Annotated in this window: 18 protein-coding genes and 3 pseudogenes; 7 read left to right on the top strand and 14 right to left on the bottom strand. The window is 58.0% G+C overall.

Annotated features, from left to right (window positions below; all coding sequences use genetic code 11):
- Positions 1-41: 41 nt before the first annotated feature.
- From GA0061098_RS12215 to GA0061098_RS12175, 8 genes and pseudogenes are all read right to left on the bottom strand, one after another.
- Positions 42-905, bottom strand: coding sequence for a hydrogenase expression/formation protein (locus GA0061098_RS12215; RefSeq protein WP_165637308.1), 864 nt, complete (start codon positions 903-905; stop codon positions 42-44).
- Positions 906-1,529: 624 nt separating this feature from the next.
- A complete protein-coding gene (locus tag GA0061098_RS12205) occupies positions 1,530-1,820 on the bottom strand; it encodes a HypC/HybG/HupF family hydrogenase formation chaperone (RefSeq protein WP_091956542.1) in 291 nt (96 codons plus the stop codon).
- Between the two features lie 16 nt (positions 1,821-1,836).
- Entirely contained in the window at positions 1,837-2,421 is a 585-nt protein-coding gene (locus GA0061098_RS12200) for a HyaD/HybD family hydrogenase maturation endopeptidase (RefSeq protein ID WP_091956541.1), read from the bottom strand.
- Between the two features lie 11 nt (positions 2,422-2,432).
- A pseudogene (gene cybH, locus GA0061098_RS12195) lies at positions 2,433-3,142 on the bottom strand (Ni/Fe-hydrogenase, b-type cytochrome subunit).
- 4 nt (positions 3,143-3,146) lie between these two features.
- Positions 3,147-4,937 (bottom strand): nickel-dependent hydrogenase large subunit, encoded by a 1,791-nt coding sequence (locus GA0061098_RS12190; protein WP_091956539.1) that lies wholly within the window; start codon positions 4,935-4,937, stop codon positions 3,147-3,149.
- Positions 4,938-4,950: 13 nt separating this feature from the next.
- On the bottom strand, positions 4,951-6,051 hold the full coding sequence (locus GA0061098_RS12185; RefSeq protein WP_091956646.1) for a hydrogenase small subunit: 1,101 nt from the start codon (positions 6,049-6,051) through the stop codon (positions 4,951-4,953).
- Between the two features lie 756 nt (positions 6,052-6,807).
- Positions 6,808-8,070 carry a serine hydrolase domain-containing protein gene (locus GA0061098_RS12180; RefSeq protein WP_091956538.1) on the bottom strand — a complete coding sequence of 421 codons (1,263 nt, stop codon included), beginning with the start codon at positions 8,068-8,070 and terminating at the stop codon, positions 6,808-6,810.
- 78 nt (positions 8,071-8,148) lie between these two features.
- Complete coding sequence (locus tag GA0061098_RS12175) at positions 8,149-8,838, bottom strand: molybdate ABC transporter permease subunit (protein ID WP_165637307.1); 690 nt, start codon at positions 8,836-8,838, stop codon at positions 8,149-8,151.
- Positions 8,839-9,173: 335 nt separating this feature from the next.
- On the opposite strand from GA0061098_RS12175, the gene GA0061098_RS43670 reads away from it, so the two are divergent.
- The 5 genes from GA0061098_RS43670 (at position 9,174) to GA0061098_RS12155 (ending at position 16,238) form a co-directional block, all read left to right on the top strand.
- Positions 9,174-9,374 carry a hypothetical protein gene (locus GA0061098_RS43670; RefSeq protein WP_129590838.1) on the top strand — a complete coding sequence of 67 codons (201 nt, stop codon included), beginning with the start codon at positions 9,174-9,176 and terminating at the stop codon, positions 9,372-9,374.
- A gap of 628 nt (positions 9,375-10,002) precedes the next feature.
- Positions 10,003-11,313, top strand: coding sequence for a C4-dicarboxylate transporter DctA (dctA, locus tag GA0061098_RS12170; protein ID WP_091956537.1), 1,311 nt, complete (start codon positions 10,003-10,005; stop codon positions 11,311-11,313).
- 1,097 nt (positions 11,314-12,410) lie between these two features.
- A complete protein-coding gene (locus tag GA0061098_RS12165; RefSeq protein WP_091956536.1) occupies positions 12,411-15,086 on the top strand; it encodes a PAS domain S-box protein in 2,676 nt (891 codons plus the stop codon).
- Complete coding sequence (locus GA0061098_RS12160) at positions 15,083-15,766, top strand: response regulator transcription factor (RefSeq protein WP_091956535.1); 684 nt, start codon at positions 15,083-15,085, stop codon at positions 15,764-15,766. Before GA0061098_RS12165 ends, GA0061098_RS12160 begins: the two co-directional genes overlap by 4 nt.
- A 46-nt stretch (positions 15,767-15,812) precedes the next feature.
- Positions 15,813-16,238, top strand: a complete 426-nt coding sequence (locus GA0061098_RS12155; RefSeq protein ID WP_091956534.1) for a response regulator transcription factor — start codon at positions 15,813-15,815, stop codon at positions 16,236-16,238.
- Positions 16,239-17,154: 916 nt separating this feature from the next.
- On the opposite strand, the gene GA0061098_RS46955 is transcribed toward GA0061098_RS12155, so the two are convergent.
- From GA0061098_RS46955 to glmS, 6 genes and pseudogenes are all read right to left on the bottom strand, one after another.
- Positions 17,155-17,421 (bottom strand): hypothetical protein, encoded by a 267-nt coding sequence (locus GA0061098_RS46955; RefSeq protein ID WP_283807987.1) that lies wholly within the window; start codon positions 17,419-17,421, stop codon positions 17,155-17,157.
- Positions 17,381-17,786, bottom strand: a pseudogene (locus GA0061098_RS47745) (hypothetical protein). Before GA0061098_RS47745 ends, GA0061098_RS46955 begins: the two are co-directional and overlap by 41 nt.
- Before the next feature lie 632 nt (positions 17,787-18,418).
- Entirely contained in the window at positions 18,419-19,648 is a 1,230-nt protein-coding gene (locus GA0061098_RS46950; RefSeq protein ID WP_208610644.1) for a glycoside hydrolase family 127 protein, read from the bottom strand.
- Positions 19,639-19,923, bottom strand: a pseudogene (locus GA0061098_RS46945) (beta-L-arabinofuranosidase domain-containing protein); the annotation flags it as partial. The gene GA0061098_RS46950 and the pseudogene GA0061098_RS46945, both read right to left, overlap by 10 nt.
- A 22-nt stretch (positions 19,924-19,945) precedes the next feature.
- The gene (locus GA0061098_RS46940; protein WP_208610642.1) at positions 19,946-20,386 is read right to left on the bottom strand and encodes a beta-L-arabinofuranosidase domain-containing protein; all 441 of its coding nucleotides are present in this window, start codon (positions 20,384-20,386) and stop codon (positions 19,946-19,948) included.
- 1,086 nt (positions 20,387-21,472) lie between these two features.
- Positions 21,473-23,299: a glutamine--fructose-6-phosphate transaminase (isomerizing) gene (gene glmS / locus GA0061098_RS12140; RefSeq protein ID WP_091956533.1), complete on the bottom strand. Its 1,827-nt coding sequence runs from the start codon at positions 23,297-23,299 to the stop codon at positions 21,473-21,475.
- Between the two features lie 993 nt (positions 23,300-24,292).
- On the opposite strand from glmS, the gene gmd reads away from it, so the two are divergent.
- Complete coding sequence (gene gmd / locus GA0061098_RS12135; protein ID WP_091956532.1) at positions 24,293-25,378, top strand: GDP-mannose 4,6-dehydratase; 1,086 nt, start codon at positions 24,293-24,295, stop codon at positions 25,376-25,378.
- Positions 25,359-26,336, top strand: coding sequence for a GDP-L-fucose synthase family protein (locus GA0061098_RS12130; protein ID WP_091956531.1), 978 nt, complete (start codon positions 25,359-25,361; stop codon positions 26,334-26,336). Before gmd ends, GA0061098_RS12130 begins: the two co-directional genes overlap by 20 nt.
- Positions 26,337-26,393: the final 57 nt, after the last annotated feature.

Genomic DNA, 26,393 nt, shown 5'->3' with positions numbered 1-26,393 from the left:
TCTACGGGATCCCACCCGATGCCGAATGTTCTCCAAGCTCTTCATGTGAAGTACGCCTTAATAATTTCCTGCATGCGCTCGGCAGAGTCCTGGAAATCCTCGTCGGCAGCCAACGCAACAATCGGCACGCTGCCGACCTCCAGCGTATCAAGGATGATATTGTCCGTAGAATTGAAGAACTGCACCGACCAGACGTTCCTGATCCGGGTCGCCTGCACTCGGCACGTGCCGTAACCGCGGAAGATGAGTTGGACCGGGCCATTGCCCATGCTTTGCTGCAGGAATGTTAGGTCGATAACGCTCATCGGCAGCGACGTGAGATTGATGACATGCGCGCGCATGCCAAAGCGCCAGACGCGCGCCCGCTCGCGTATTTCGGCGAGCACCGGTTGCACGTTCATTGCGCCGTCCGGCGCCGCGCCGATCGCAAGATCGGCGGATGTCAGGTCAGTTGCGGCGCGCCGGACAATCTGCGGGATCGCTCCGACCTCAAGATATTCGTGCGCAGGCTCGCCCCCGATGCGCACGCGCCAGATTCCTGCAAGCACGGACTCCCGGATTTGCGCCAAAGAACCATCTGGCAGCGCAACCACGCCGGCGACCTCACCTTCTCCGAGCACTTCGCCTATCAGCTTGCGCTCGGGATCGCTGAGATTCGCGAGTCCGTACAGTTGTGTCCGAGCGCGGCTTCTCTGGCCGCCAACGGCAGCAGCGGCATTCGATAACAGCGCCATGGCATTCGGATAGTTGCTTGCAAGCTCGTCGCTGTCGCGCCAAGCGCGCTCGGCGAGCGCACTCGCACTCGTCAACCCGCTATAGACTACATCGAGACTTCCAGCGCCAGTGGCAAGGTCACTCGCCGCCCCGTCGGCGCCGTCGGATATAACGCGGATCGCTGCTTTCATGATGCGATGTTCCGTTGGCTATATCGAGAGGCAATGCACTTGCCGACACAAGCGCTGCCGGCGTGTGACCGAACCATCGGTACCAAGATGCGATCGATCGTGACCAAACGGACCGGTCTCCTGGCGATCAGGCGAAGTGTATGGTGCCGATGGCACAGGATCGGCGTCGATGGGCCTCGCAGGCCGAGCCACTCAACCAGTTCGCCACCTACGCCGCGCGCTGGCACTGCACCTCGCATGCGCCGCCGAAACGCCTTGACCATTTCAGGAAAGAACGCGGGCTGGATGATCCGGAGTATATATAGGGGATCGGCCGCCGACTGTGGCATCACGGCCGACCTCACGGGAGCGTGCGCGACCGGGCGTCCATCGACACTGACGCCCTCCACGTCGGACGGAGCGGGCCGCGCCAGACCATGCTGCGCCGGCTGCAACTTCATCACACGCCTTTCTGATAATGTTCGGTTCTAGCAGGGTAATAGCAAGGCGCATGCCAGTCACCGTCTGGCCGCGTCCTGCTCGAACCAACGGCTCGAAGCGCCTGACATTTTCCATGCAAAGGTTACGTGCGACTGGAATTCGATTTGTGTGCAAGCCTAGTCGGCGCAACGGCGAGCGGAACTGCTAGCGCAGGTGCTCCGGCAATTGCGGCTCATGACCGATCAAGTCCGCAAAGAAGCGATCGCAGTCCTGGCCGTTGAGGCTGGCCTCAAGCCCGTCAAGTGCTTCCGAGATCAGCCTTGCTTCATTCTCGTCCAAAAGCCGCACCGCGCTGTCGATATGAACGAGCACCTTGGCGCCGACTGAGGCGTCGGAGAGCAGCATGACCGAGACGCGCCGCTGTTCATTCCCATACTCGCACAGCGCCGTGATGCCGTCGGTCTCGACAATCGTCATTGGCAAGCCAAGGCACATGGTTAGTCGCTCGCCGCTAGATCGGCTGCGCCCTCATCTCATAATTTGCATGGTCGATATTGTTCGCCAACAGCCGTTCTGATGCAGGCAGCGGCGCGGTCCGCGGTTTTGCCGGCGAGTCCCACTGCGCCAGGAGTTTGCAAGCCAGTTCAATCGCAGGCGCAATCTGAAAGCGTACCGGGGCGGTCAGCGGACCGCCCCATTGCTCCAGGTCCAGCGGCTGGCAGCCGATGAGAGCGAGCTCTCGCGGGCGGCGGCCAAGCAGATCGGCCGCACTCAAGACCTCCTGAAAGCCGGTCTGATGCAGACTCACCTTCTTGGCGGCGGTAAACATTGGCACTTCGTCATCTCGCACAAGCTTCAACTGCCCGGGCAGCAATCCATAGTCAATGGCATCGAATACGATCAGGCAATCAGCCTGCTCAAGAAAACTGACGAGGTAGAGCCCCTGTGTGCCGCCATCAAGGACGGTGACGTTGTCATCGATGGCGTAGCGGCGATGAAACTCCTCGACCACCCGCACGCCGAATCCCTCATCGGCCCACAGGATATTGCCGATGCCGAGCACCAGGATCCTTTTCTTGTTTTCCGGATTCAGCATCCGCTTGCCAGTCAATCGCGAAACCCGCGCTCGCCCAATATCACAGAAGAGATGCTCCGGCGCGACATGAGTCTTCCCGGACCGCCGCGTAGATGTGGACCAGCGCAAAGGTCACGATCACCCACAGGCCGAGATGATGCCAGGTATGGACGTCCTGACTGTTCGGCCAAATCGAAAATACCCAGCCGAACAGCTTGTACTGCCAGCTGTCAGTACCGGCACCTTGCCCATAAAGTGCAAAGCCTGTGACGACCATGAACGTGATCGTCTGCGTAAACATGAAGAACATCGCGAGCTGAGCAAGACGGTTGTGCCCGACGCGCCTCTCAGGCTCAACTGTAAGGAACGCATACCAGCGAATCTCGTGGTACACCTCGCGCCAAAAGCACCTGCGCCAGAGCGGCACCCAAAAGATCTGCATGGCATGCGCGTTTCCGATTAACGCCCAGTAGATCCGCAGAAGAAAGCCAATACTGAGCACGTATCCCGCCGAGAAATGAGCAAAGCGGATATAGCCGAACAGGAAATTGCCGCTTGCCTCTCCCGACATCGCCGGTGTTCCGGTTCCAATGACATAGCCGGTTAAACTCAGCATCAGAATGGCCGCCGCATTAACCCAATGCCACAGTCGCACCGGCGCGTAGGCGATGCCAGCGCCGATGGTCCGTTCAGTCGGTTCCGCATCGACGGCGGCAAGGAGCTTCCGAGCTTTGTCCAGCATGTCGTTAACGAACATTGACTGAAGCCATTTCCTGGCCGTCAGGACTCATCACGTGGGTCGAACAAGCCAAGCACGGATCGAAGGAATGGATCGTGCGCAAGATCTCCAGGGGCCGCTGCGGATCGGCCATCGGGGTACCGATCAGGGAGGCTTCAAAAGCGCCAATATTGCCCTTGGGATCGCGAGGAGATCCGTTCCACGTCGTCGGCACGACACATTGATAATTGTCGATCTTGCCGTCCTTGATCTTGATCCAGTGCCCAAGTGCACCGCGCGGGGCCTCGCTGAACCCGTAGCCCTTAGCCTCCTTGCGCCAGCTTTCCGGCTTCCACCTGCTGACATCGGCAGTTGCCGTATGGCCTGCCTTGATGTGGATTACCAGCTTATCCTGGAAATAACGCATCTGATGCGCCGCCCACTGGCATTCGAGCGCGCGCGCCGCAGTTCGGCCAAGCGTCGAGAACAGCGCAGTCAGGGGAAGATTGAGCCCCTTGAGCAGTCTCTCGGCCGGCTCCTTGAACTCGGCTTTGCCTTGCGCATAACCGATGATGTATCGCGCCAACGGCCCGACCTCCACGGCGTGGCCGCGCCAGCGCGGCGCTTTGATCCAGGAATACTTGCCGCCTTCGTCGAGTTCCTTGATATCTGTCTTGCTGCCTTTGAGTTTTGGCCCAAGTTCAAAACGCGGCTCGGTGATACCGTCCCAAGGATGCAGTCCACAGCAATCGCTGGGGTATTTATACCATGAATGCGCGACGAATTCCTGGATCTGCTCGGGATCACCATGGTCGATCGGCAGTATCTCCTTGAGATTGCCACCAAGAATGACCCCGCGCGGCAGCTTGAAACTTTTGGCGGAACAGTCATTTGCGATTTCGGGGATGTCGCCATAGGACATCACGCTCTTGCTCGAAAGTCCGCCGCCATGAAGCCAGTCCTTATAGAACGAGCAGATCGCGGCAATGTCGGGCAGGTAGACCTGCTCGACAAACTCGATCGAACGGTCGATGATCGAGGACACGATGTTCAGTCGCTCCATATTGATCGCACCCACCGCACCAATTCCCTCGATGTTGATCGCACAGGGCACGCCGCCGACCAGCCAGTTCGGATGCGGGTTCTTACCACCATAGATAGCTTGGATCTTGACGATCTCCTTCTGGAAATCCAGCGCTTCCAGATAATGCGCTACAGCCATCAGGTTCGCTTCCGGTGGCAGCTTGTAGGCCGGATGCCCCCAATAGCCATTCTTGAACGGACCGAGTTGCCCTGATCCGAAGAATTTAGTGAGCCGGATCTGCAAATCCTTAAAATAGCCAGGGGACGACAGCGGCCAGGGCGAGATAGACTGCGCGAGCGCGGAGGTCGACTTGGGATCGGCCTTGAGCGCGGAGACCACGTCGACCCAATCCAGCGCGTGCAGGTGATAGAAATGTACGAGGTGATCATGCACGAGCAGGCACAGCTGCATGATGTTGCGGATCGAATTGGCATTCTCGGGAATCGCAATTCCTAGTGCATTTTCAACCGCGCGCACGGAGGTGAGCGCATGGGTGCCGGTGCAGACCCCGCAAATCCGCTCGGTGAACGCCCAGGCGTCGCGCGGATCGCGCCCGCGCAGGATGACTTCGATGCCACGCCACATCGTCCCGCTTGAGACCGCGTTGCGGATCACATTGTCGGAATCGAGATTGGCTTCGACACGCAGGTGGCCTTCGACCCGCGTCAGCGGATCGATGACGATTCGCCTGCCTGAACGATCGAGATTGAATCCATTCGGTGTCTGGACGGCCACCGTCGCCCCCTCCTCAACTCGGTTTTCTTTTTTGGGCTGCGCGATCCGGCTTGTGAGTCAACCGCTTCACGGCGGTGACCGCCGCATGGGCAGCGACAGTTAGCCCAACTACGCCGGCAGCAGCCATGCCGATCTGGTCGGCGTTCTCCTCGATGCCGAACTGCCTGATGGTTGTGAGTCGGTCGTAAAATGGCCCCTTATCCCAGAAGCCGTCTTCAGAGCAGCCGAAGCAGCCGTGGCCGGATTGAATCGGAAATGAAACGCCGCCGTTCCACCGCAGGGCCGAACAGGCATTGTAGGTGGTTGGCCCCTTGCAGCCCATCTTGTACAGGCAATAGCCCTTGCGTGCGTACTTGTCGTCCCACTCTTCGACAAATTGGCCAGCGTCGAAATGGGAGCGCCGATAGCACTTGTCGTGAATGCGCTCGGAATAGAACATATTTGGACGCCCTTGGCGATCGAGCTCCGGAAGCTTTCCGAACGTGGTGATGAAAGTCACGAGGCCACTCATGACCTCTGCGATAGGCGGGCACCCGGGCACCTTGATGATTGGCTTGTTGGTGATCACCTTATCGATCGGCGCCGCGCCAGTGGGATTGGGCTTGGCCGCTTGCACACATCCCCATGACGCACACGTACCCCAAGCGATGATCGCCATGGACTCTTCCGCCATGGACCTGAGCTTTTCAACGAACGGCTTGCCCCCGTCAATGCAGAACATGCCACCCTCTTTCAGCGGTGGATTTCCTTCGACGGCGAGCACATACCTGCCTTTGTACTTGGCACGAGTTTCCTCCAGGATGGCTTCGGCCTGGTGTCCTGCCGCCGCCATGATCGTATCGTCATAGTCGAGCGAAATCATCGACAGCAGCGCGTCCTTGATCAAGGGATGGGCCGAGCGGATAAAGCTTTCCGAGCAGCAGGTACACTCGAGCCCGTGCAGCCAGATGACGGGCACACGCGGTTTGGTCTCCAGGGCGTTGGCAATACTGCTTGCGGCAAGCGGACCAAGTCCCAAGCTCGCGGCAGTCAAACTGCAGAATTTGTGGAAACTACGACGCGTCATACCTTGACGTCTGATCACGCTATAGAACGTTTCCGTTGCACCACCCATGAAGCCTTCCATGTGAGTTGTCGTCGACCGTAACGAATTACTGACGTTCAGCAAGAAACAAGCCACCGAAGCGAAACACTTAACGGATACCAAGCCAGCGCTTCGGGAGTTGCGGACTGGCGAAAGCAGCCAGCGAGCCATAAGCTGCGCCATTGATCTGTCATGCTAATGGTGTCCGGTTTTGGACGTCCATGTAAGCACTTCAACAGAGCAGCATGATGGTTCACCACTGCATGGCGGCTACGTCATGCTCGCTCTTGCACGACCGCGACACTCACGTGAAATGCCGGTTTTTAAATAGAATTAGTGCAGTTGACGGCCACCGGACTGCCCTCCAGTCTTAATCAGACTTGCCGATTGCTGACCAATGGGGCGTTAAAGCATACGCAAGCAGCCCGCACGAAAGCGGCTGTCGGGCGACGAAGAGTACTGCCTTTGATTCAAAGCGCCTCGCTGCACGGCATCGCTGCAAGATGGTGGGCGAGAGCCTGGAGTTCAGAGCCATCACAGGAGCGTTCATCGCGCGAGCCGATCGATAGCAATGCGCGATCGTCTTAGCGCATCCGCGACACCAAACCCGCTTGCAAGAGCTTCTTCGCGATAGCGGAGGCGATCTCGTTGTTGAAGCACTGGCGCGATCCGCGCCAACGCGGATAGCAAGTAACGGCCCCGACTTTCAGTCGATATCGATGCGTAGTAGCAGCACTGTCTGCCGGTTACCCAAACGGCTGGCCGAGCCTTTCGGCGGAAAGCGGATTATCGGATTATTGCAGCATAGACAATATATTGGACCTGTTCGCGATAATACTTCCGGATTTCTCCGGGCGCTGCCGTTCCGACCACCACGACGAGACGCTCCTTTGGATCGCATAACAATTGTGTCCCGTAGGCGCCACTCCAGGTGAACTCACCCGGATTGCCCGGAACCGCCGAGAGACCCTCGTTTATGCGTACAGCTACTCCGAGCCCGAAGCCGAAGCCGGCACGGTGCGCCTCCACATTGGCGACCTTATTTTTGATCTCTGCCCCGAGGTGGTCGGAAATCATGTGGCGCACCGTCTTCGGACCGAGAATGCGCTGCCCATCGAGTTCCCCGCCGTTGAGCAGCATTTGTCCGAAGCGCACGTAGTCACCGACTGTCGCAAATGCGCAGGCTCCCCCGCAGTCAAACTTCGTCGGACTTTCGAGGAGCTCGATGTCTTGTGGCTTTCCCGTCAGCGGGTCGCCTGGAAATGGATGTGCGAGGCGCTCGCGTTGCGATTCCGACAGATGGAAAGTGGCATCCTGCATTTGGATGGGCTTCCACAGATTGCTGGCAAGATAGTCGCCCAATCGCTGTTCGCTGACCTGTTCTACGACAGCTCCCAGCACATCGGTCGAGAAGCCGTATTCGAATTCCGTTCCCGGTTGGTGCGCTAGCGGCAGCTTGGTGATGGCTTCGATGAACGCCTGCTTATCGCCCCTCAGTGGCGGAGCGGCGAAATCGGGATAGAGACGCGCCACCTTGTCTGAGCTGTCGGGGGGCGCGCCATAGGTGAGCCCGGATGTGTGCCGATATAGATCGTGGATGTAGATCGGAGAACTCTGCGTTTGAAATTCTAATGGGCCGTCATGCTGCGGCACTCCCACCTTCATGTTTGCGAATTCCGGGTAGTAATCCGTGAGCCTGGCCCGTAGAGGCAGCCGACCTTGCTCCATGAGGATAAGCCCCGCAACAGCCACCATCGGCTTGGTCATAGACGCAAGCGCGAACATCGCGTCGAGCCGCATCGATTTTCCTTTTGCAGGATCGAGTTGCCCGTACGCCTTGTAGTGAATCAGCTTGCCGTCCCTGGCGATTGCAACCACCGCACCCGGCACGCGTTTGCGAGCGATTTCGCGAGCGAAGAACTCGTCTAGCTTGGCGAGGCGCTGCTGAGAAACGCCGAGGTCATCGGCCGTCGCTTCGGGCAGAGGCGCGGAGTGCACTAAATTGAAGCCGATTCCAGCAGCCGCCGCGGCCATAACAAGCTTGTTCATTGTAGCCACCCAAGGATTGATGGATCCGGCTTGCAATACTGCTGCTCGGTCGTGATCGGATATGTCCGGCCGGCAAGCCTAAGACGGTTCGATGCCTCTCCTGGCACAGTGTCTGTCGATAAGGGCTAGGGCGAAGAGTGCCGCAAAGGCGAACATCACCATACCGCCGGCAACCACACTCGCCTCGCGCCAGCCCGATGCTTGGACGTAGTCTACGACGTAGGCCGACAACACCTTGGTGCGTCCAGGAATGTTGCCGCCGATCATCATCACGACGCCAAATGTGCCGATCGTATGAGAAAACCCAACCACGGCGGCTTTAACAAACTCCAATCGCGCCAGCGGCCCACTGATGGTAATGAAGGCATACAACGACGAAACGCACCCCGTAGTTTCCAACGGACGATCGCCTATCGCGACAAAGGCGTTACGGATCGGCTGCACCACCAACGGCAGCGCCGAGAGGACCGATCCGATCACGATTCCTGCGAAGGTAAAAGCGAGCGTGCGCTCGCCCCACAAAGAGGCGAGAACGCCACCCGGTCCGTTGGGGCCGAGCAACACGAGTACGCAAAAACCGAGAGCCGTCGGCGGTAGCACGAACGGCAGGGCGATCATCGTCGCCACCGCCTCGCTCAAAAAAGTCTTTGAGCGCGCTAACCACCAAGCGACGGGCACACCAATCACGAGGAGGATCACGGTCGTCACGCTGGCGAGCTCAATCGTGAGCGCAACGGATTGCGCAATCTCTGCCGAAAAGACATCCATGTGCGTCAGCCCCAAAAGTGAAAGCAGATCGTCTTACGGGCCCAGTGATCGCCTGCACGTCCGGCTCGCCAGACATGTGGCGCGGATCGCCCTCTAGTCGCGCCGCACTTCGTGGCGGGCGCCACATTCACGCGCGTCGTTTCTACGAACAAGAGCAGCATCGCAAGTCTCATCGGCAACTCCTGTGACAGGGCCGCTTCCATCCATCTGACGGCGGCACCTCCTCGTTCAAAATCAGCAATTCCTGTGCCGCGGGCGAAATGTGGAGCGCTCTATGCGCAACGTCGGAGCAATTCGCATAGACGTCGACGTCGCTGTGGCGTGGACCTAACGCTATGTCAGATTTCTGGCAGCTTTTGTTGCCGAGCAGACAGCGACAGCCGCGCAACGAAACGGCAGAATTTGACGCCGCCAGAGATGCCTATTTGGTTGTCGGTGGCTCAAACGCCGCACTCGCCGCGCCGGTAATGGAACGGATCGCAGGAAGCCTGCCCTTTGGCAGCAACGCGAACGATCTAGCTGAGTCATCATCGTAACGCTGCTTCTGCGACGCGGTAAAAGGCGCGAGGGGCCCAGAGCGAAGGAATCCTGCCTAATGCGAAATCGTTAGCACACGCCTGGAGACAAATACCCCGTGCACGAACGAGCTTTGCCGCTCGCGACAACGCAGTGCATCGATCCAAGATTATTGGCGCGCAATCGAGCTCCTAAACAGGCTTCCATCGCGTGGATGAGTGCTATCCAAACTATCAATTTTACCAATGTCATCTACTCTTGCATCCATCTCAGCAGTCGGCGCATATCGATCACGCTCGGGCTTCCATCCCGAGACGGGACGCCGCTAATGCGCCCAGCCGATCAAGATACGCGTCTCGCTGCAACTTTTTGTTCGACCTTGCGAACGCGGGCCGAGCACTCAAGCCGATACCGCTCGGAGACAGACGGTTGTCCGAGACTGCCCAATCGGGCGCACTTTGGGCATCTGGTGCATATCTTGCTTAACGTGAAGGGATAACGCAACTAAACGCCTGCCTTTGGAACGACGCGCCCGCTCTCGGAACCGTCCTTCAATCGGACACGGCAAAAATGATGAGTCTCGTATGACGCCGTCGTCTCTCAACGACGCGGCGGCCCACATTCGAGTATATTCGGGAAGGAAGCGTCATGACCACCATGGCAACAGCGGCGCCCGCACGCGCGTCGCAAGCTTGGTATAAGATTCTCTACGTGCAGGTGCTGATCGCGATCTTGCTTGGCGCCATGGTCGGTTGCCTATGGCCGTCTGTCGCGACCAATGACTGGGTCAAGGCGCTCGGTGACGGGTTTATCAAGCTCATCAAGATGGTGATCGCGCCGATTATCTTCTGCACCGTCACATCTGGCATTGCGCATATTCAGGATGCGAAGAAAGTCGGGCGCGTCGGCGTCAAGGCGCTGGTCTATTTCGAGATCGTCTCCAGCTTTGCCTTGGTGTTGGGCCTTCTTATGGGAAATCTGGTCCAAATCGGTCATGGTCTTGCGGTCAAGCCGGATGCTGCGGCGGTCGCCAATTACGTCAAGCAGGCGGAAGCCTCGAAGACCGTCGATTTCTTTCTCAACATCATTCCCGATACCGTGGTCGGCGCCTTCGCCCGCGGCGATGTTCTGCAGGTTCTCCTGTTCGCGATCCTATTCGGCTTTTCGCTGATGGCGTTGGGAAGCCGTGGGGAGCGGCTGCGAGGCATGATTGACGACGTCGCGCACGCGGTGTTCGGCGTGATCGCTATCATTATGAAGGCGGCCCCGATCGGCGCCTTCGGCGCCATGGCCTTCACTATCGGCAAGTTCGGGCCGGCAGCACTCGGCAATTTGATCGGTCTAATCGCGCTGTTTTACGCGACGGCGGCGTTATTTGTCGTGGTGGTGCTCGGTTTGATCGCGCGCCTCATCGGCTTTTCAATCTTCAAGTTCATTGTCTATATCAAGGACGAGATTCTGATCGTGCTCGGCACATCGTCCTCTGAAAGCGCGCTGCCTCAATTAATGGAGAAGCTCGAGCGGCTGGGCTGCTCCAAGCCCGTGGTCGGCTTGGTGGTGCCAACTGGCTACTCCTTCAACCTCGACGGCACCAATATCTATATGACACTTGCGACATTGTTCATTGCCCAGGCACTCGGGGTCGATCTCACCTTTGGCCAGCAGCTCACGATCCTGCTCGTGGCAATGCTAACGTCGAAGGGAGCAAGCGGCGTCACCGGCGCGGGCTTCATCACGCTCGCTGCGACGTTGTCGGTGGTCAACCCAGCGCTGGTGCCGGGCATGGCAATCGTATTTTCGATCGACAAGTTCATGAGCGAGGTGCGTGCCCTTACTAACATCACCGGCAATGGCATCGCCGCCGTGTTCGTATCCTGGTGGGAGGACGAGCTCGAGCACGCGACGCTGCAAGCTCGGCTCAACCAGCCCAACGTTTCCCCCACTATCGACACACGATGAGATAGGTTCCGGATCCTAACCGCCGCCATTCGAAGACGCATCGAATGCAAGCGAAGCCGCATTTCTCGTAGTTGAATCGACATAGCCGACTTGACACGGAGCCGGACCTTTCACGCGCGATCTCTAGTGCGCAGCCCTTGCACCGCGTCGCCCCCGGCAGCCGCTCTGAAAAGATGCCAGCCGAGCAAAAGTGTCGGGGCTTTTTTAACAGTCATTTTCAAGCGCGTCTTTTCGCCGTTAAGCTCCCGGCCATCTGAACGCTTCTGCGACATTTTGCCGTGCCAGATAACAGGACTGCGACAGAACGTGTCCGGTTGACGGACCTAGGTGTTGCTCCGCCTACAATTGCCCGTGTGCGCGGTCACTGCGCTTGCCTGGTCCGACCAACGACGTGGTAGCGATCTTGCTGACGCAACTCATCATCCCTTGTTACGGTCCGCGCTGCCGCATTAGATCATGATGGGTGTGATCAGCACGGATTAGATGGCACCTCGACAGAGCCGTGGCGTCTCGCACACGGCTAGTCTCGGCTCGGCGTCGCTGCGCGCGCTCGATTCCGGCCAACCACTCGGAGAGCAAGTCCTCCGCACCTAGGCATGATGGCCCTAGGGCATACAAAGCAGTCGCGTAACTTCGCCTTCGTATCTCGTCATATGACCATTGCGCTTTCTTCCGCATGACCGATCGTGCCGGCGAGATGAGTGGTCCGGCAGCTTGTCTTTGTTCTTTCCGGTTCGGCGAGGCGGGCCTGATTGTTCCGGCACAATGTCTTGACTGAACTGCAGCCGCTGTCCTCGTGCGGCTGGCGTAAGGGAGTTGTCCTCGGCTGCAGCCTCGAGCGCCTGCCCGGGGATATCGGCACCGGAGGAAAGCAGACATCTGAGCATCGATTGCAGGCGTGTCAGCGCGCCACATTGAAAGGTTTAGGACAACTATACGTACGTCTGGGATGCAATTTTTCTCGGCGCGTGCTCAGTTCAGCGCCAAGCAATCGATCTCGGAAGCGCTCGCCAGCGGGTGCTGGCGCCGAGTATTGCCCTATTTTTGCCTAAAATGTTATAGCTCTCCCGCCGGAGAACAGGCCGGACGGTATCAAAATGCGTAGCCAGATCAGCAGTTTAGAACGTTCAGCCCTTCAGTTTACCTTTGGCAGCATGATGCTGGCCGTGGTAACACTGGCTTGCTTGTACCTTCACGCGCATTTCGCCGCGACGGCGTTCGCATATTTGTTAGTGGTATTGCTGTTTTCGCTGATAGGCAGCTTCATCGCGTCGTCCGCGCTTTGCATCGCAGCCATCGCTGCTCTCGCTTACTACTTTGCGCCGCCGGCATTTAGCCTGCGAATCGATGACCCCCAAGACCTGCCGGTGGTCGTTGCATTCTTTATTGCCTCGATGGTGGGAGCGCACCTGATCGCAAAGCTCCGCCAGGAAAGAGAGGCTGCGCGTGTGGTCGCGGCCAAGCTTCAGCGGAGTGCGGCCGATTTGGAGGATCGCGAGAAACGGTGGCGCGCCATCTTCGAGCACAATCCGGCCATGTACTTCATGGTCGATGAAGCCGGCACTGTCCTCAACGTGAATACATTGGGCGCGACACAACTTGGCTATGCTCGTGCTGAACTGATCGGTCAATCCGTGCTGGACGTATTTCCTGAGGAAGATCGCGCGTTCGTTTGCGAATGCGTTCGGACATGCCTTGAGGATGTCGGACAAACGCGCACGTGGGACGTCCAGAAAGTCAAGAAGGACGGCTCGGTGTTGTGGGTACGTGAAAGCGCTAAAGCCATGCTCTGGGCCGATGAGCAGCCCATTGTCCTTATCGCCTGCGAAGATATCACGGAGCGAAGGCGGACCGAACTTGCCCTGCAGCGGAGCGAAGCACATCTGGCCCAGGCGCAGGAGTTGAGTCACACAGGCAGCTTCAGCTGGAACCCCACAACGGGCGAGGCCTTCTGGTCAAAGGAAACATTTCGAATTTTCCAATTAGACCCTCAGACAGCGCCACCGGGGCCGCAGCTCGTCGTTGAGCGCACGCATCCAGATGATAGGGCTTCGGTTAGAGAAATTATCGATCGCGCGATGCGAGACCCGAGCGATTTCGAGCACGAATACCGGCTTCTGCTACCGGACGGCTCGGTAAAGCACATTCATGCGCAGGCACGAGCGACGAGGACAGCCTCTGGTGACATCGAGTTTGTTGGGGCAGCTACGGATATTACGGCGGCGAGGCGAGCAGAACAGCAGCTGCGCCGCAGCGAGGCCTATCTGGCCGAAGCCCAGCATCTCAGTCACACGGGCAGCTGGTCCTGGGACGTCTACGGTGTAGATTTCGTGTATCGCTCCGCCGAGGTCGATCGTCTGTTTGGCTTTAGCCCCCAAGAGCCGGTATCGATCGAGACCATTCGATCGCGCATCCATCCGGACGACTTGCCGCGGCTACAGGAGGTGCAGCGTCAGGCGATTGAACACAAGGAGGGGCGGTTCGAATATGATTTTCGTATCCTTCTACCAGATGGCGGGATAAGACGCATACACTCCGTTGCGCACGTGGTGGTCGGCAGCGATGGTAACGTCAGCGAGCTGATCGGAACACATATGGATGTGACCGAGCAACACGCAGCTAGGGAACGCCTGGAAAACACACTTGCCGCGCTGCGCGAAAGCGAGCAGCGCTTTCGCGACTACGCCGAAACAGCTTCCGACTGGCTCTGGGAGACCGGGCCGGATCATCAGGTCACTCACTTATCCGAGCACACCAGCGCTGCGGGAATTTTGGCGACAGGATTGATGGGCCTGCTTCGCTGGGAGATTGCGTGCGACCTCGAAGAGGAACCCGAGAAGTGGGCGCAGCATCGGGCGACGTTGGAGGCCCATCTTCCGTTTCGGGATCTCGTCTACCGCACCGTGAATCGGACAGGTTCTCCGATCTACGTCCGCACGAGTGGCAAGCCTTTTTTCGATGGAAAGGGCAATTTTCTCGGCTATCGTGGCGTCAGCACTGACATCACCGCTACCATTCGCGCCGATCAAGCCGAACAAGAACTACGAAAGGCACAGGCGGAGCTTGCGCATGTGACGCGTGTGACGACGTTAGGAGAGCTGACAACCTCCATCGCCCACGAAATAAACCAGCCACTCGCCGCTATTATCAGCAACGCCGATGCGTGCCTCGGTTGGATGGGGCGGGAAGCTCCTAATCTTCCCGCCGCGCGCTCTTCGGTGGAGTGGATCATCGAAGACGCAATCCGGGCAAGCGAGGTGATCCGTCGTGTTCGCACGCTCGCGAAGAAAGGCGAGATTGAGATGGTGCCGCTCGATATCAATGAGGTCGTCAAGGACGTCATTGCACTGGTAACACGAGAGCTGGTGAGCCACCGAGTGATGTTACGAACCGAGTTGACGGCAGGGCTGCCTACGATCCTCGGCGATCGGATTCAGCTGCAACAAGTGATCATCAATCTGGTGATGAACGGAATCGAAGCCATGGACGCAGTTACAGACCGGACGCGCGAACTGCTGATTCAATCATCGAAGGACAATGTGGGGCACGTCCAACTTGCCGTGACCGATTGCGGCGTCGGCATCGCCGAGAACGACGCCGACCGCGTCTTAGATCCCTTCTTCACCACCAAATCGACTGGCCTTGGAATGGGTCTTTCGATCTGCCGGTCGATCGTGGAAGCTCATGGAGGACGACTGTCAATGGCCCACAAAAATGGACCGGGCGCGACGTTCCAGTTTGCCCTGCCGCTGCATAAGGAGGCCGTCTCGTGACGGGACGATTTGACTCGCCAGGTGAAGGCAGCAACGCCAAGGCCTCGACAAAGGCGATCGTCTTCGTCGTCGAGGATGACATCTCGATGCGCCGCTCGCTTACGAACCTTTTTCATTCGGTAGGGATGGATGTCATTGCATTCGGATCGGCTCGCGAAATGTTGCAGAGCACAATTCCGGACGTTATTAGCTGTCTAGTTCTTGATGTCCGGCTGCCAGGCTTGAGCGGCCTTGATTACCAGACCGAGCTAGCAAGGTTGAACATACATATGCCGATCATTTTCATTACCGGCCATGGCGACATTCCCATGACCGTCAGGGCCATGAAGGAAGGAGCGGTCGATTTTCTCAGCAAACCGTTTCGCGATCAGGAACTGCTTGATGCCGTGGTTGCGGCGACCGAACGCGATCGCAAAAGACGGGACGCTCAGCAGATCGTCGCGAACCTGCAGTCTCGATTTGAGACCTTAAGCCCGCGCGAGCAGGGGGTGATGAAACTGGTCGCTGCCGGCCTGATGAACAAGCAGGTAGCCGCCGAGCTTGGGCTCGCCGAGATTACGGTCAAGATCTACCGGGGACACGTAATGAAGAAGATGCGTGCACGGTCGCTGGCCGACTTGATTAGAATGACTGAGACGTTGGGAATTCGCGCCAATCGTCCTGAACAAACCCAAGTATGATTTTACAATTTCATCAGTCGAGCCCACTTTTCGCCGAAGGTGGCTGATGCTTGCAGCCGCTATTCCCCGTTCAGGAGTGCTCGTCTTGTCCACGCCTTTGATTTCCGTCGTTGACGACGACGCCTCAGTCCGTGCGGCGACAGAGAATCTTTTGAAATCGCGTGGCTACATCGCCCAAATATTTGCGTCGGCCGAGGAACTCCTGAGGTCCCCGCAGTTGGACGAGACATCCTGTGTGATTACCGATGTACAGATGTCGGCTATGAGCGGCCTTCAGCTACTGGCAGAGATGCGGACACGCGGTTACGACGCACCATTCATTTTCATTACGGCTTTCCCCGACGACCGCGTGCGCGCGTCAGCGCTGGGCGCCGGAGCGATTGGCTTCCTCGCCAAACCCTTTACCGGACAAGCGTTAATCGAGTGCCTCGACAAGGCACTGAACGCGTATGACGGCCGAGACGGCATCTGATGCAATCAACCTGCGGCATGAATTGATGTCCGATCTTAACGGTCCACGGGTCGATCTCGCCACCGATCAACCCCTTCGCGGTCAAACACGCTACTTGCTTTAAAACGCGAGCGAGAGGCCAATTGTTGCCTTGTCCATGCTTCACCGACTATGCCGGGCGGCTACATTGGTGCAGAACAACATTATCGCTGCGAGGGCCGGAAGGCAGGCTAGCTCGACTCATTCTGTAGGTCGACGTTGAAGATAATGCTGACCCAAAGCACTCGACGACCCTAAGCACTTCTTAACTCGTCTAGATCGAGGTTATATACTCCATTGCAGAGCGGAGCTGGCGCGAGAGCGTTCGACAAAGCAAGAGATTGGCTGTTCGCAGCCCGACTGCAGTGACGATGATAACGGAGCTTCGCCCAGGACAACCGCCTCGCGTGTTGTGTTGAGGCTTTTCTGGTGAAAGAGCTCTGCACGATCCTCGTGCTCACGGCGTCGTTATATCGGTTGACGAATGCCGGCCGTCTTGTCCATCGAGCGCCGCTTCGCTGTACATTTCTTTGCCCACCGACACACGGCAGCCGCCCACGCCGTTACTACTTCTAGGCCGTGATCTGTAGAAGACTTCTGCCTCCAAGCCGTCCAACGTGCTCGGCGCAACACGCCCGGCCCCTCGGCGGCCGGGCGCACTTTGGCGGCACCCATGCAGGTCCTCGCCGCAGAGAGCATTGCCGCAATTGCCTTGCGCAGTGAGCTCCTACTTCCAACGCTCACACAACTCAGCAACCGCTAGGCCAAGGAGCACTCTGGGGGCAGTCTTCTGAGCCAACTCAGAGGAACTCTCAGCCGCAAACGCTATAAATAGAGAGGAGCCGGAGCAGGCTAGATTAGCCTACTCCATCGGGCCCAATCACCGGTGATCTCATGGTCACATAAAATCATCCTCATAATCGTATGTTGGGCTCGCTGGGATCTCAGTATTACTACCTTCACTGTCGTCAGCTTTGGAAAGATACCGCGCAGCAGTGCCTTTTCGCTGCCATTCGCCGTCGCTATTTCTTACCCACTTGTCTGACTTCTTTGGGTCGAGAACCATGTTGTCGGCGTCAACTTCGACGAATCCCATCTTTGCCGCACGGGCTCTTGCTTCCGGATTAGCCGGGCGCAAATTGAGCAGCGGCTGTTCGCCGTCCATTCGAAGCTGGTGCTCGAGCAGGATATCGCCAGCTTCTCGACAAGTGGATGAACGACTTGAAGATCCACAGTAGAGGTAGTCCCGTGGCGTCAGGGAATAGCTTCTTCCACCTTTTGACGTCGAATTCGGTCATGCCGTCGCCGCCTTCCATTCTTAGAAGTCCGACGCTCTTGTTGCCCAATTGGTAGCTGAAGTACCTCGGAATCTCGGGTCGTCCCGTAGTCTTTGGCAACTTCTGCAGTTCGCCTCGCCTTGGCGGAGAAGAAGTCGGAGTACTCATGGGGGTTGTCGGCGATGTACCCGATTTCGTCGCCATGATAGGCCTTCGCGGCTTCTCGGAATGAGTGACGATCCTTGAACTCTATTATGGGAGGGGTTGAACGAGCGAATATGGTCTTGTTGCCGAAGATGAACTGCCACTCGAGCCAGATTCGGCTAAGCGCATATTGGCGAACGCATCCGCAAAGTTGGCTGCGTCCATTTGCTCATCAGTTTCTGCAAAGTTAGAGGATTGGAAGTAGGACGAGCCATTGATCCGATTATACATGGCGATTGGTGCTCCCGTCGGACATACATTTCCGCATCTAATTTAGGCTTGGTAAGCCCAGCGGGGCTGATAGGGAGGTTGGCTTACCAAAACCTGACGTGGCCGCCCTCACGTTGGCTTGTCATAGGGCTTCCTTCTAAACGACACGGAGGCACGCTCGTGCCATCGGCATTCATCAGGTTTGATGAGAGGCCGCGAACAGACCGAGGAAGCTCCTTGATTAGGGAATTTGGTTGATCAGCTGATTGACCTGCTGACGCCAATCGGATCGTACTCTTTTCGGAGTTCCGCCGCGCCGCCTTATATCCAGGTTCTCTTTTCAACGTTCCAGTGGAGCTCCCGGACCGCCTTCCATACACTGGCCGATTTCCAGACTTTGAGCAACGCCATCACCTGCCCCAGAGACGAAGTCTAACGCGGACTCGTGGAAGTGCGACCGCGCGTTCGGCGTCAACGCTCACTTATCCAAATCCGCATTTCGCCTTCGCCGCGGTTAGCCCAGCTGAACCACGGAATGAATGTCAGACGCTGCGGTTCTAGCTGTCCAGGCACTCTGTCGTATTGATAAAGCGCCGCTTCTTCAGAATGCGTGTGTTGCAACCGCGCCCCGCCGGCCTGCAGCAAGATCTTGCCACTAAAGAGATCAGTTCCTTCGATAAGGGAAAACCGACTGTCTGCATTAAGCCAAACGTTGTGTAACTCGGTCCCGTTGTCGGCCTCCTCCAGACAATAAATTAAGGGGCCACGCTGGATGGCCACCTTTCCGGCCAAATTGCGAAGTTGTGGATGGCCGTATACGCGACGCACTTGCATTGGCAGCGATAGTTTGACGCGATCTCCCTGCCGCCACGTTCGGCGAATGTGCAAATAGCCCTTGCGCGGCTCGCAATTCACAGGCTCGCCGTTCACGCTCGCCTGCGGCGCGCTGCACCATTCCGGCAGGCGCAGGGCGAGCGTGTGGGCAATTTGCGGAGCAGATTCGACTGCGATTTCCACCTCGTCTCTCCAGGGATAGCTGCCGCTTATGAGCAACCGCAGCGCATGTCCGTCGACCGATATTGCTACCCTATTACCAACGTAGAGATTTACATAGAGCGTGTCGGTGCTGGGCGTGTAGATGTAATGACCAATCGATGTGAAAAGGCGCGCGATGTTCGGTGGACAGCACGCGCAGCCAAACCAGCGCCGTCGCACCGGCGAGACGTGATTGTAGATGCCATTAGACCTCAGCGTTTTGGGATGCACTTCGAGCGGGTTAACATAGAAATAGTGACGCCCGTCGAACGCGATACTGCCGAGAACGGTATTGTAGAGCGCGCGCTCCATCACGTCGGCATAGCGACCGTCGAGTTCCATCTCCAGCATACGGCGCGCGAACATCATCAGGCCAATCGACGCACAACTTTCCGCATACGCCGTATCATTTGGCAAATCGTAATCGCTGCTGAACGCTTCGCCCGCGCCTTGCGAGCCGATGGCTCCGGTAATATAGATCTGGCGCTGAACCATGTTTTGCCATAGCCGTAGGCAAGTTTGGCGCTGCTGCTCGTTCTGGCGCAGACGCGCGAGATGAGCTACTGCCGTCATCAGGTATACAAAACGAACCGCATGACCGGTTGCAGTCCGCTGCTCCGAAAGCGGCAAGTGCGCTTGGCTATATGCTTTGTTTGTTACATCCAAGGCGTGCCGTCGGATTTTTGGATGCAGGATTGCTGGCGCTTCTCATACTCAATGTCGTAAAAGTGTGGCTCCCTGCCGCGTTGCTCCACGAAATAATTGGCTAGCGTGAGATATCGCTGTTCCTTTGTCGCTTCGTAGAGTCGTGCCAACGCAAGTTCGATTTCCGGATGGCCATCATAGCCGTGAAACTGATCGCGCTCTGGGCCGAAAACTGTGCAGAGGAGGTCGGCAAGCCTGCAAACGACCTCCAGCAATCGCCGTTTGCCAGTCCCCTGAAAGAATGCGCACCCGCTTCAATTAAGTGGCGTGGCCAGCACAATAAAGCTCGTGGCACTCCGTTAGGTTGGTCCAGCGCTCCTGAGGCGCGTTCAGTATGAAATAAGTGTTGAGATAACCGTCGCCGCATTGGGCGGCCGCAATCAATTCAATCAGCTCATCGACGGCTTTCTCCAGTTCTGGATTTGGTGCCTGGCATAGCGACCATGCAGCCGCCTCAAGCCATTTTGCGACGTCACTGTCCTGAAAAACAGTGCCACGGAAGTCGCCCCTCGCACGTCCGGCAGTAAGGCGGAAGTTCTCTACCGCGTGACTCGGTATCACCTCCGGATCGCGATCGTTTAGCACCTCCCATTGGTAGGGAATTGCCACTTCCCTGACCAGCTGCTGGCATTGCCCAATCAGTGGATCCGAGACCTGTAGGTTGTGAAGATCGACTTCGGCCACACTCGGATCATTCATCGCGTTCCTCCTTGGAGTGTGGCGAACGGAGACCTAGCCCGGCAAGCCACCTCACCACGATTGCGTTGTTGAGCTTGTCGCCCTGAGACTTGCGGCTGCACGCTCGTACTCTCGGTGCGAGGCTTCAAAACGATAGAAATGGAGAGGCTGCCCTAAATCGCAGCCCTCCCAGACATGCGTTGACAGCAGTCGGTCGAGGAGCGGGACAGCAAATCCCGTGCCCAGAATAAGGAGCGTCCTTCTGGTCAACCAGATCTGCGGCTCCCATAGGAACCCGATGCGATCGCTGGCCCACCAACAGGATTTGCCAGTCGTGCTAAATCCCGCGTCGCTGCAAGGCTGGTCGCTCCTGCTATACAAGCGGATCGGCCGTCGCTGGATTATATAATGACTAGTAGTACTCTCCTGCCGCTACAGCCGGGGTGCCGCGTCGTTCCGGTGCGGCGCCCCCTGCACTTGGCTTTACGCCCCGACCTTGCGCGGGAATGTCCGGTTTCTAACAATCCATTTGATGACACGTAGCAGCTGGAAGGGCCGCCCCGGCGCGTATGGTCCAACCGGACTGCGTGAGCCGCTGCTACGCGCGATCTAAGCACAAACTGCACTGCATCCTAAGGAATCGTCCCCGCGGTGGAAGTGCATGCTCAACGTGCCCGACATGGGGCAGATGAACGTAAGTTGTCGCGTGTATGCGCTGCCAGTGAATAAGCCGCGACGGAGCGGCCCGAAGCTGTTGCGTGCACCGACTTGCTCGTCGGCTTCGGCAAGGTGGGAGGATGAGTTAGAGAGTATCTTTTGCGTACCGAGCTTCAGGCTGATTTGGCCCTGCAAAGCAGATGGCAGGCTGGGTAACCGAGAGCCGACTTGGATCTCCCAATGGTCAGTAAGTCCCACTTGTTATCGACCGTTCCTCTCGAACGACAGGGAGGTAACGCTCGCCCCCATTGGCGTTAGTCGGTGGACGATGATGACACTTTGCTCATCGAGCTGGATCGGTCTATGATAGACCTGTTGATACTGGGATCGTTCTCCTTGAGCTCGCCCACTCCATTAGTGGCCTCAATGCTTCGATATAACACTGCCGCCTCATTCCACAGTCACCGATTTTGCTAGATTACGTGGCTGATCCACGTCCGCGCCCCTTACGAGCGCGGTATGGTAAGCCAAGAGCTGAACCGGAATGGCATACACCATCGGCGTAAAGCTTGCGACCATCTCTGGCAGCACAATGGTCATGAGTGTGTCCACCGTCGCTTCCAAAGCACCCTTCGAATCGGTGATCAGGATGATCTTGCCGCCCCGAGCCGCAACTTCTTGCATATTCGAGACGGTCTTCTCGAAGACCCCGTCATAAGGCGCGATCACCACCACAGGCACGGCCTCATCTATCAGTGCGATCGGTCCGTGCTTGAGCTCGCCGGCGGCGTAACCTTCTGAGTGAATATAGGCAATTTCCTTCAGCTTGAGTGCGCCCTCCAGCGCCAGCGGGGCCGATGTGCCACGACCGAGATAGAGCACGTCCCTTGTGTCCGCGATATAACGAGCGAGCTTCTCAATCTGCGGCTCAATCAACAGTGCCGCAGCAATCAACTGCGGCACTTCGATAAGCTCACGCACAAGCTTTGATTCATCGATTTCAGACAGTTTATCGCGCTCTTTGCCTGCTGCGACGGCAAGCGCCGCCAATACCATCAGCTGGCAGATGAATGCCTTGGTGGAGGCGACGCCGATTTCTGGCCCCGCCAGCGTCGGCAGAACGGATTCGCTCTCCCGCGCAATCGTTGACGTCGGGACATTGACCACAGATATCGTGTGCACGCCCTGGTCCTTGGCGTATCGCAACGCAGCTAGCGTGTCAGCGGTTTCGCCCGACTGGGAGATGACGATCGCGAGATCGCCCCGGCGCAAAGGCGCCCCCCTGTAGCGGAACTCGGAGGCTACATCGATCTCGACAGGCAAGCGCGCCAGCCGCTCAAACCAGTATTTGGCGATGTGCCCGGCATAGCTTGCAGTGCCGCATGCGGTAATTGAGATGCGCTGAATGGATTTAAAGTCGAACGGCAATGTGAGCGGCAGGGCGACGCGCTTAGCCGCCATGTCGAGATAATGCGCCAATGTCTTGGCGGCCACCGTCGGCTGTTCGTGGATTTCCTTGGCCATGAAGTGGCGATAATTCGCTTTGTCCACAAGGAGTGTCGATACGCCAGACTTTGATGTCTGCCGCTCGACGACAGAGCCGTCTGCGCTATAAATCACGCACGTCGTGCGCGTAAGCACGGCCCAGTCGCCGTCTTCAAGATAGGTGATGGTGTCGGTCAAAGGCGCGAGCGCGATCGCGTCCGATCCTAGATATACTTCGCCGGCCCCATGCCCGATCGCAAGGGGCGACCCCTTACGCGCACCGATCAAAAGATCATCGTGGGCCTTGAAAAGGAATGCCAGCGCGAAGGCACCGCGCAGCCGCGGCAGCGACGCTTGTACCGCATCCTGCGGCGAGTAACCCTTCTTGAGATAAGATTCGACGAGATGCGCCACCACCTCCGTGTCTGTCTCTGAGCTAAAATGGGCTCCATTCCGCTCCAGTTCGGCTCGCAACTCGCGGAAATTCTCAATGATCCCGTTATGAACGACCGCGACATTTTCCGTCGCATGCGGGTGAGCATTGCTCTCGGTCGGCTTTCCATGAGTCGCCCAGCGGGTATGACCGATGCCGGTATGACCCGACGGCGGATAACAGCGCAGCTGCTCCTCAAGGTTTCTCAGCTTACCTTCAGCGCGGCGGCGCTCGATACGGAGACCTTCGAGAGTCGCGAGACCTGCGGAGTCGTAGCCACGATATTCCAATCTCTTGAGCGACGCGACCAACTGCCCAACGACCGGACCACGCCCCAAAATGCCAACAATTCCGCACATATCGATCAATGCAGCCCAAGTTTAAGGAGTCCGACGTCCCCCTACAGGAACCCGGTTATGAAATTCGCTTGCCGGATGGTAACAGGTGTCAAGTTCGGTTTTCGCGGCCCCCTGTATCGCCGCCGCTTTCACAAGCGTGAGTGAGTTAGATCTCTTTCAGCCATCATCGCTTCGCCCGCCGATCGAGTACAAACGGCGCAGCAGCTCTAGTTTGAATTGTCCTGTCTTACTGCAGACATTTTTTCGGCGCGGGTTTAACAGACTTATCATACTCGAACCGAGGCAACTTACGCTCGGTCAAGGTTAAAGGATTGCCGTCGAAGCTCCATTGTACGAAAGTAAGCTCTCGATATCGAAACGTTCGACGATCTATACCAACGTTTGCTATTCTTTCTCACTTTGCCTCGCGTCGACCGTCCATTGCCTGCCGCGGTTGGATATCGGCAACGGCGCCGATCATGGTTGATGAGTCGACCTAGAAGACTGCGTGTTCTGTTCGGAAGCTAACAGCGTTTTGTAGACTGCGGCTCTATGACCAGCCTTGGCTGTGTGCTGGCTTGCATACCGTCATTCCGACAAATGCATTGCGACCTCAGCTAGTCGCTCTCCCATGCCATGACGAGACCACGCGAATGCACACGTTCGCCTGAGGATAGATAAGGAGCACAGACCGTCGCTTCTCTCTCATTGGAAATATCGCCCAGGCAAGCGCGCCCAGGGCGCGCGTAAAGGGCGCTTTGCCATCCATCTCGCCTTAGGACTATCGCGCTGCTAGCGTTGGGCTTCATTTTTGACGCTCAATGTGTTGGCATCCTTCAGTCCAAGTATAAATCAATGTATATAGTGTGCATTCCTGCATGGTGTGTATGACTGGAGCTAACGATCGCTTTGCTTTAATTGCGGGTGGAGCGCGCGTGCACATCAAGATTTTTGAGAAACGGCTTCGCAATGGTGTTTGAAGCGAGGCTCTTTGCGGCGCAACTAAGAGAGACCATGGCGGCTCAGGACTCAAAGCGGCGCGTTGCGCTAATTACGGGCGTCACCGGGCAGGACGGCGCATATCTCGCCGAGTATTTGCTCGGTCTCGGCTACACCGTGCATGGGATCAAGCGCCGGTCGTCTTCGTTCAACACCGCGCGCGTCGATCATCTTTACCAGGATCCGCATGCCGGCAACGTGCGGTTCCTGATGCACTATGGCGACATGACGGATTCGACCAATTTGATCCGCCTGATGCAGCAGATCCGCCCCACCGAGATCTACAATCTCGCAGCTCAAAGCCACGTCGCCGTCAGCTTCGAGAGCCCCGAATACACCGCCAATGCCGACGCGATCGGCGTGCTGCGCCTCCTGGAAGCGATCCGCATCCTGGGCATGGAGAAGGAGACGCTGTTCTACCAGGCCTCGACCTCCGAGCTCTACGGCCTCGTGCAGGAGATCCCGCAGAAGGAGACGACGCCGTTCTATCCGCGCTCGCCTTACGGCGTCGCCAAGCTTTACGGTTATTGGATCACGGTGAACTACCGCGAAGCCTATGGCATGTTCGCGTCCAACGGCATCCTGTTCAATCACGAGAGTCCGATTCGCGGCGAGACCTTCGTGACCCGCAAGATCACTCGTGGTGTCGCCCGCATCGAGGTCGGTCTCGAACAGACGCTCTATCTTGGCAATCTCGAGGCCAAGCGCGACTGGGGCCACGCGAAAGACTATGTCGAGGGCATGCATATGATCCTCCAGGCCGACAAGCCGGACGATTTCGTGCTCGCCACCGGCGAGACCCGATCGGTGCGCGAGATGGTCGAGCTTGCCTTCGCGCAGGTCGGCCGCCGCGTTGAATGGCGCGGCACGGGCGTCGATGAGACCGGCGTCGACGCCAAGAGCGGCAAGACCGTGGTGAAGATCGATCCGACCTATTTCCGGCCGACCGAGGTCGATCTCCTCGTCGGCGATGCCAGCAAGGCGCGCGAGAAGCTCGGCTGGAAGCCGAAGCGGGCTTTTGCCCAGCTCGTCGAGGAGATGATGGCGAGCGACCTCGCCGAGGCGAAATGGGACGCGGTCCATGGCAAGCGCAGCCTTTGAGCTGACCGGCAAGAGCGTCTATGTCGCCGGCCATCGTGGCATGGTTGGCAGCGCGCTGGTGCGCCGGCTGGCGCGCGAGAACGTCAAAATCGTCACAGTGGACCGGCGTGAGGTCGACCTCTGCAACCAGGCCGCCGTGTTCGACTGGTTCGCGCGGGTTCGGCCGCGGGTCGTATTCCTCGCCGCCGCGAAGGTGGGCGGCATCGTCGCCAACGACACGCTGCGCGCCGAGTTTATCTACGACAACATCGCGATCGCGGCGAACGTGATCCGGGCCGCGCAGCAAAGCAGCGCCGAGAAGCTGATGTTTTTCGGCTCGTCTTGCATCTATCCGAAGCTCGCGCCGCAGCCCCTGCGCGAGGACTCGGTGCTGACAGGCCCGTTGGAGCCGACCAACGAGCCCTACGCGATCGCCAAAATCGCCGGCATCAAGATGGCGGAGGCCTATCGCAGGCAGTATGGCAGCGACTTCATTAGCGTGATGCCGACCAATCTCTACGGTCCCGGCGACAATTATCATCCCGAGTACAGCCACGTAGTTGCCGCCCTGGTCCGCCGCTTCCACGAGGCGAAGCTCGCGGGCTCGAAGAGCGTGGTGGTCTGGGGCACCGGCACGCCGCGCCGCGAATTGCTCTACGTTGACGATCTCGCCGACGCCTGCATTCACCTGATGAAGACCTATTCCTCACCGGAACTGGTCAATATCGGCACCGGCGAGGACATCAGCATCGCCGAGTTAGCACTCATGGTCGCGGCCGCTATCGGTTTTCGCGGTGAGATCAGCTTCGACACGTCGCGCCCTGACGGCACGCCGCGCAAGCTGCTCGACGTCGGGCGGCTGTCCGGGCTCGGCTGGCGCGCCACGACCTCGCTTGAGGACGGCATTCAGCTGGCATACCGGGCGTATCGCGCCGACAGCGATGGACGGCACCAGAGTGATCTGCCTGTTCCGGAATAACGGGCCCATGCTAGGTATCAATCGGCGGTGAATGTCCAGCCTAGCGGACTTGCCGCT

It is taken from the genome of Bradyrhizobium shewense (genome assembly GCF_900094605.1).
Taxonomy (GTDB): domain Bacteria; phylum Pseudomonadota; class Alphaproteobacteria; order Rhizobiales; family Xanthobacteraceae; genus Bradyrhizobium; species Bradyrhizobium shewense.
Note: the sequence above shows the minus strand (reverse complement) of the source record. Positions and strands in the feature narration are given on the sequence as shown.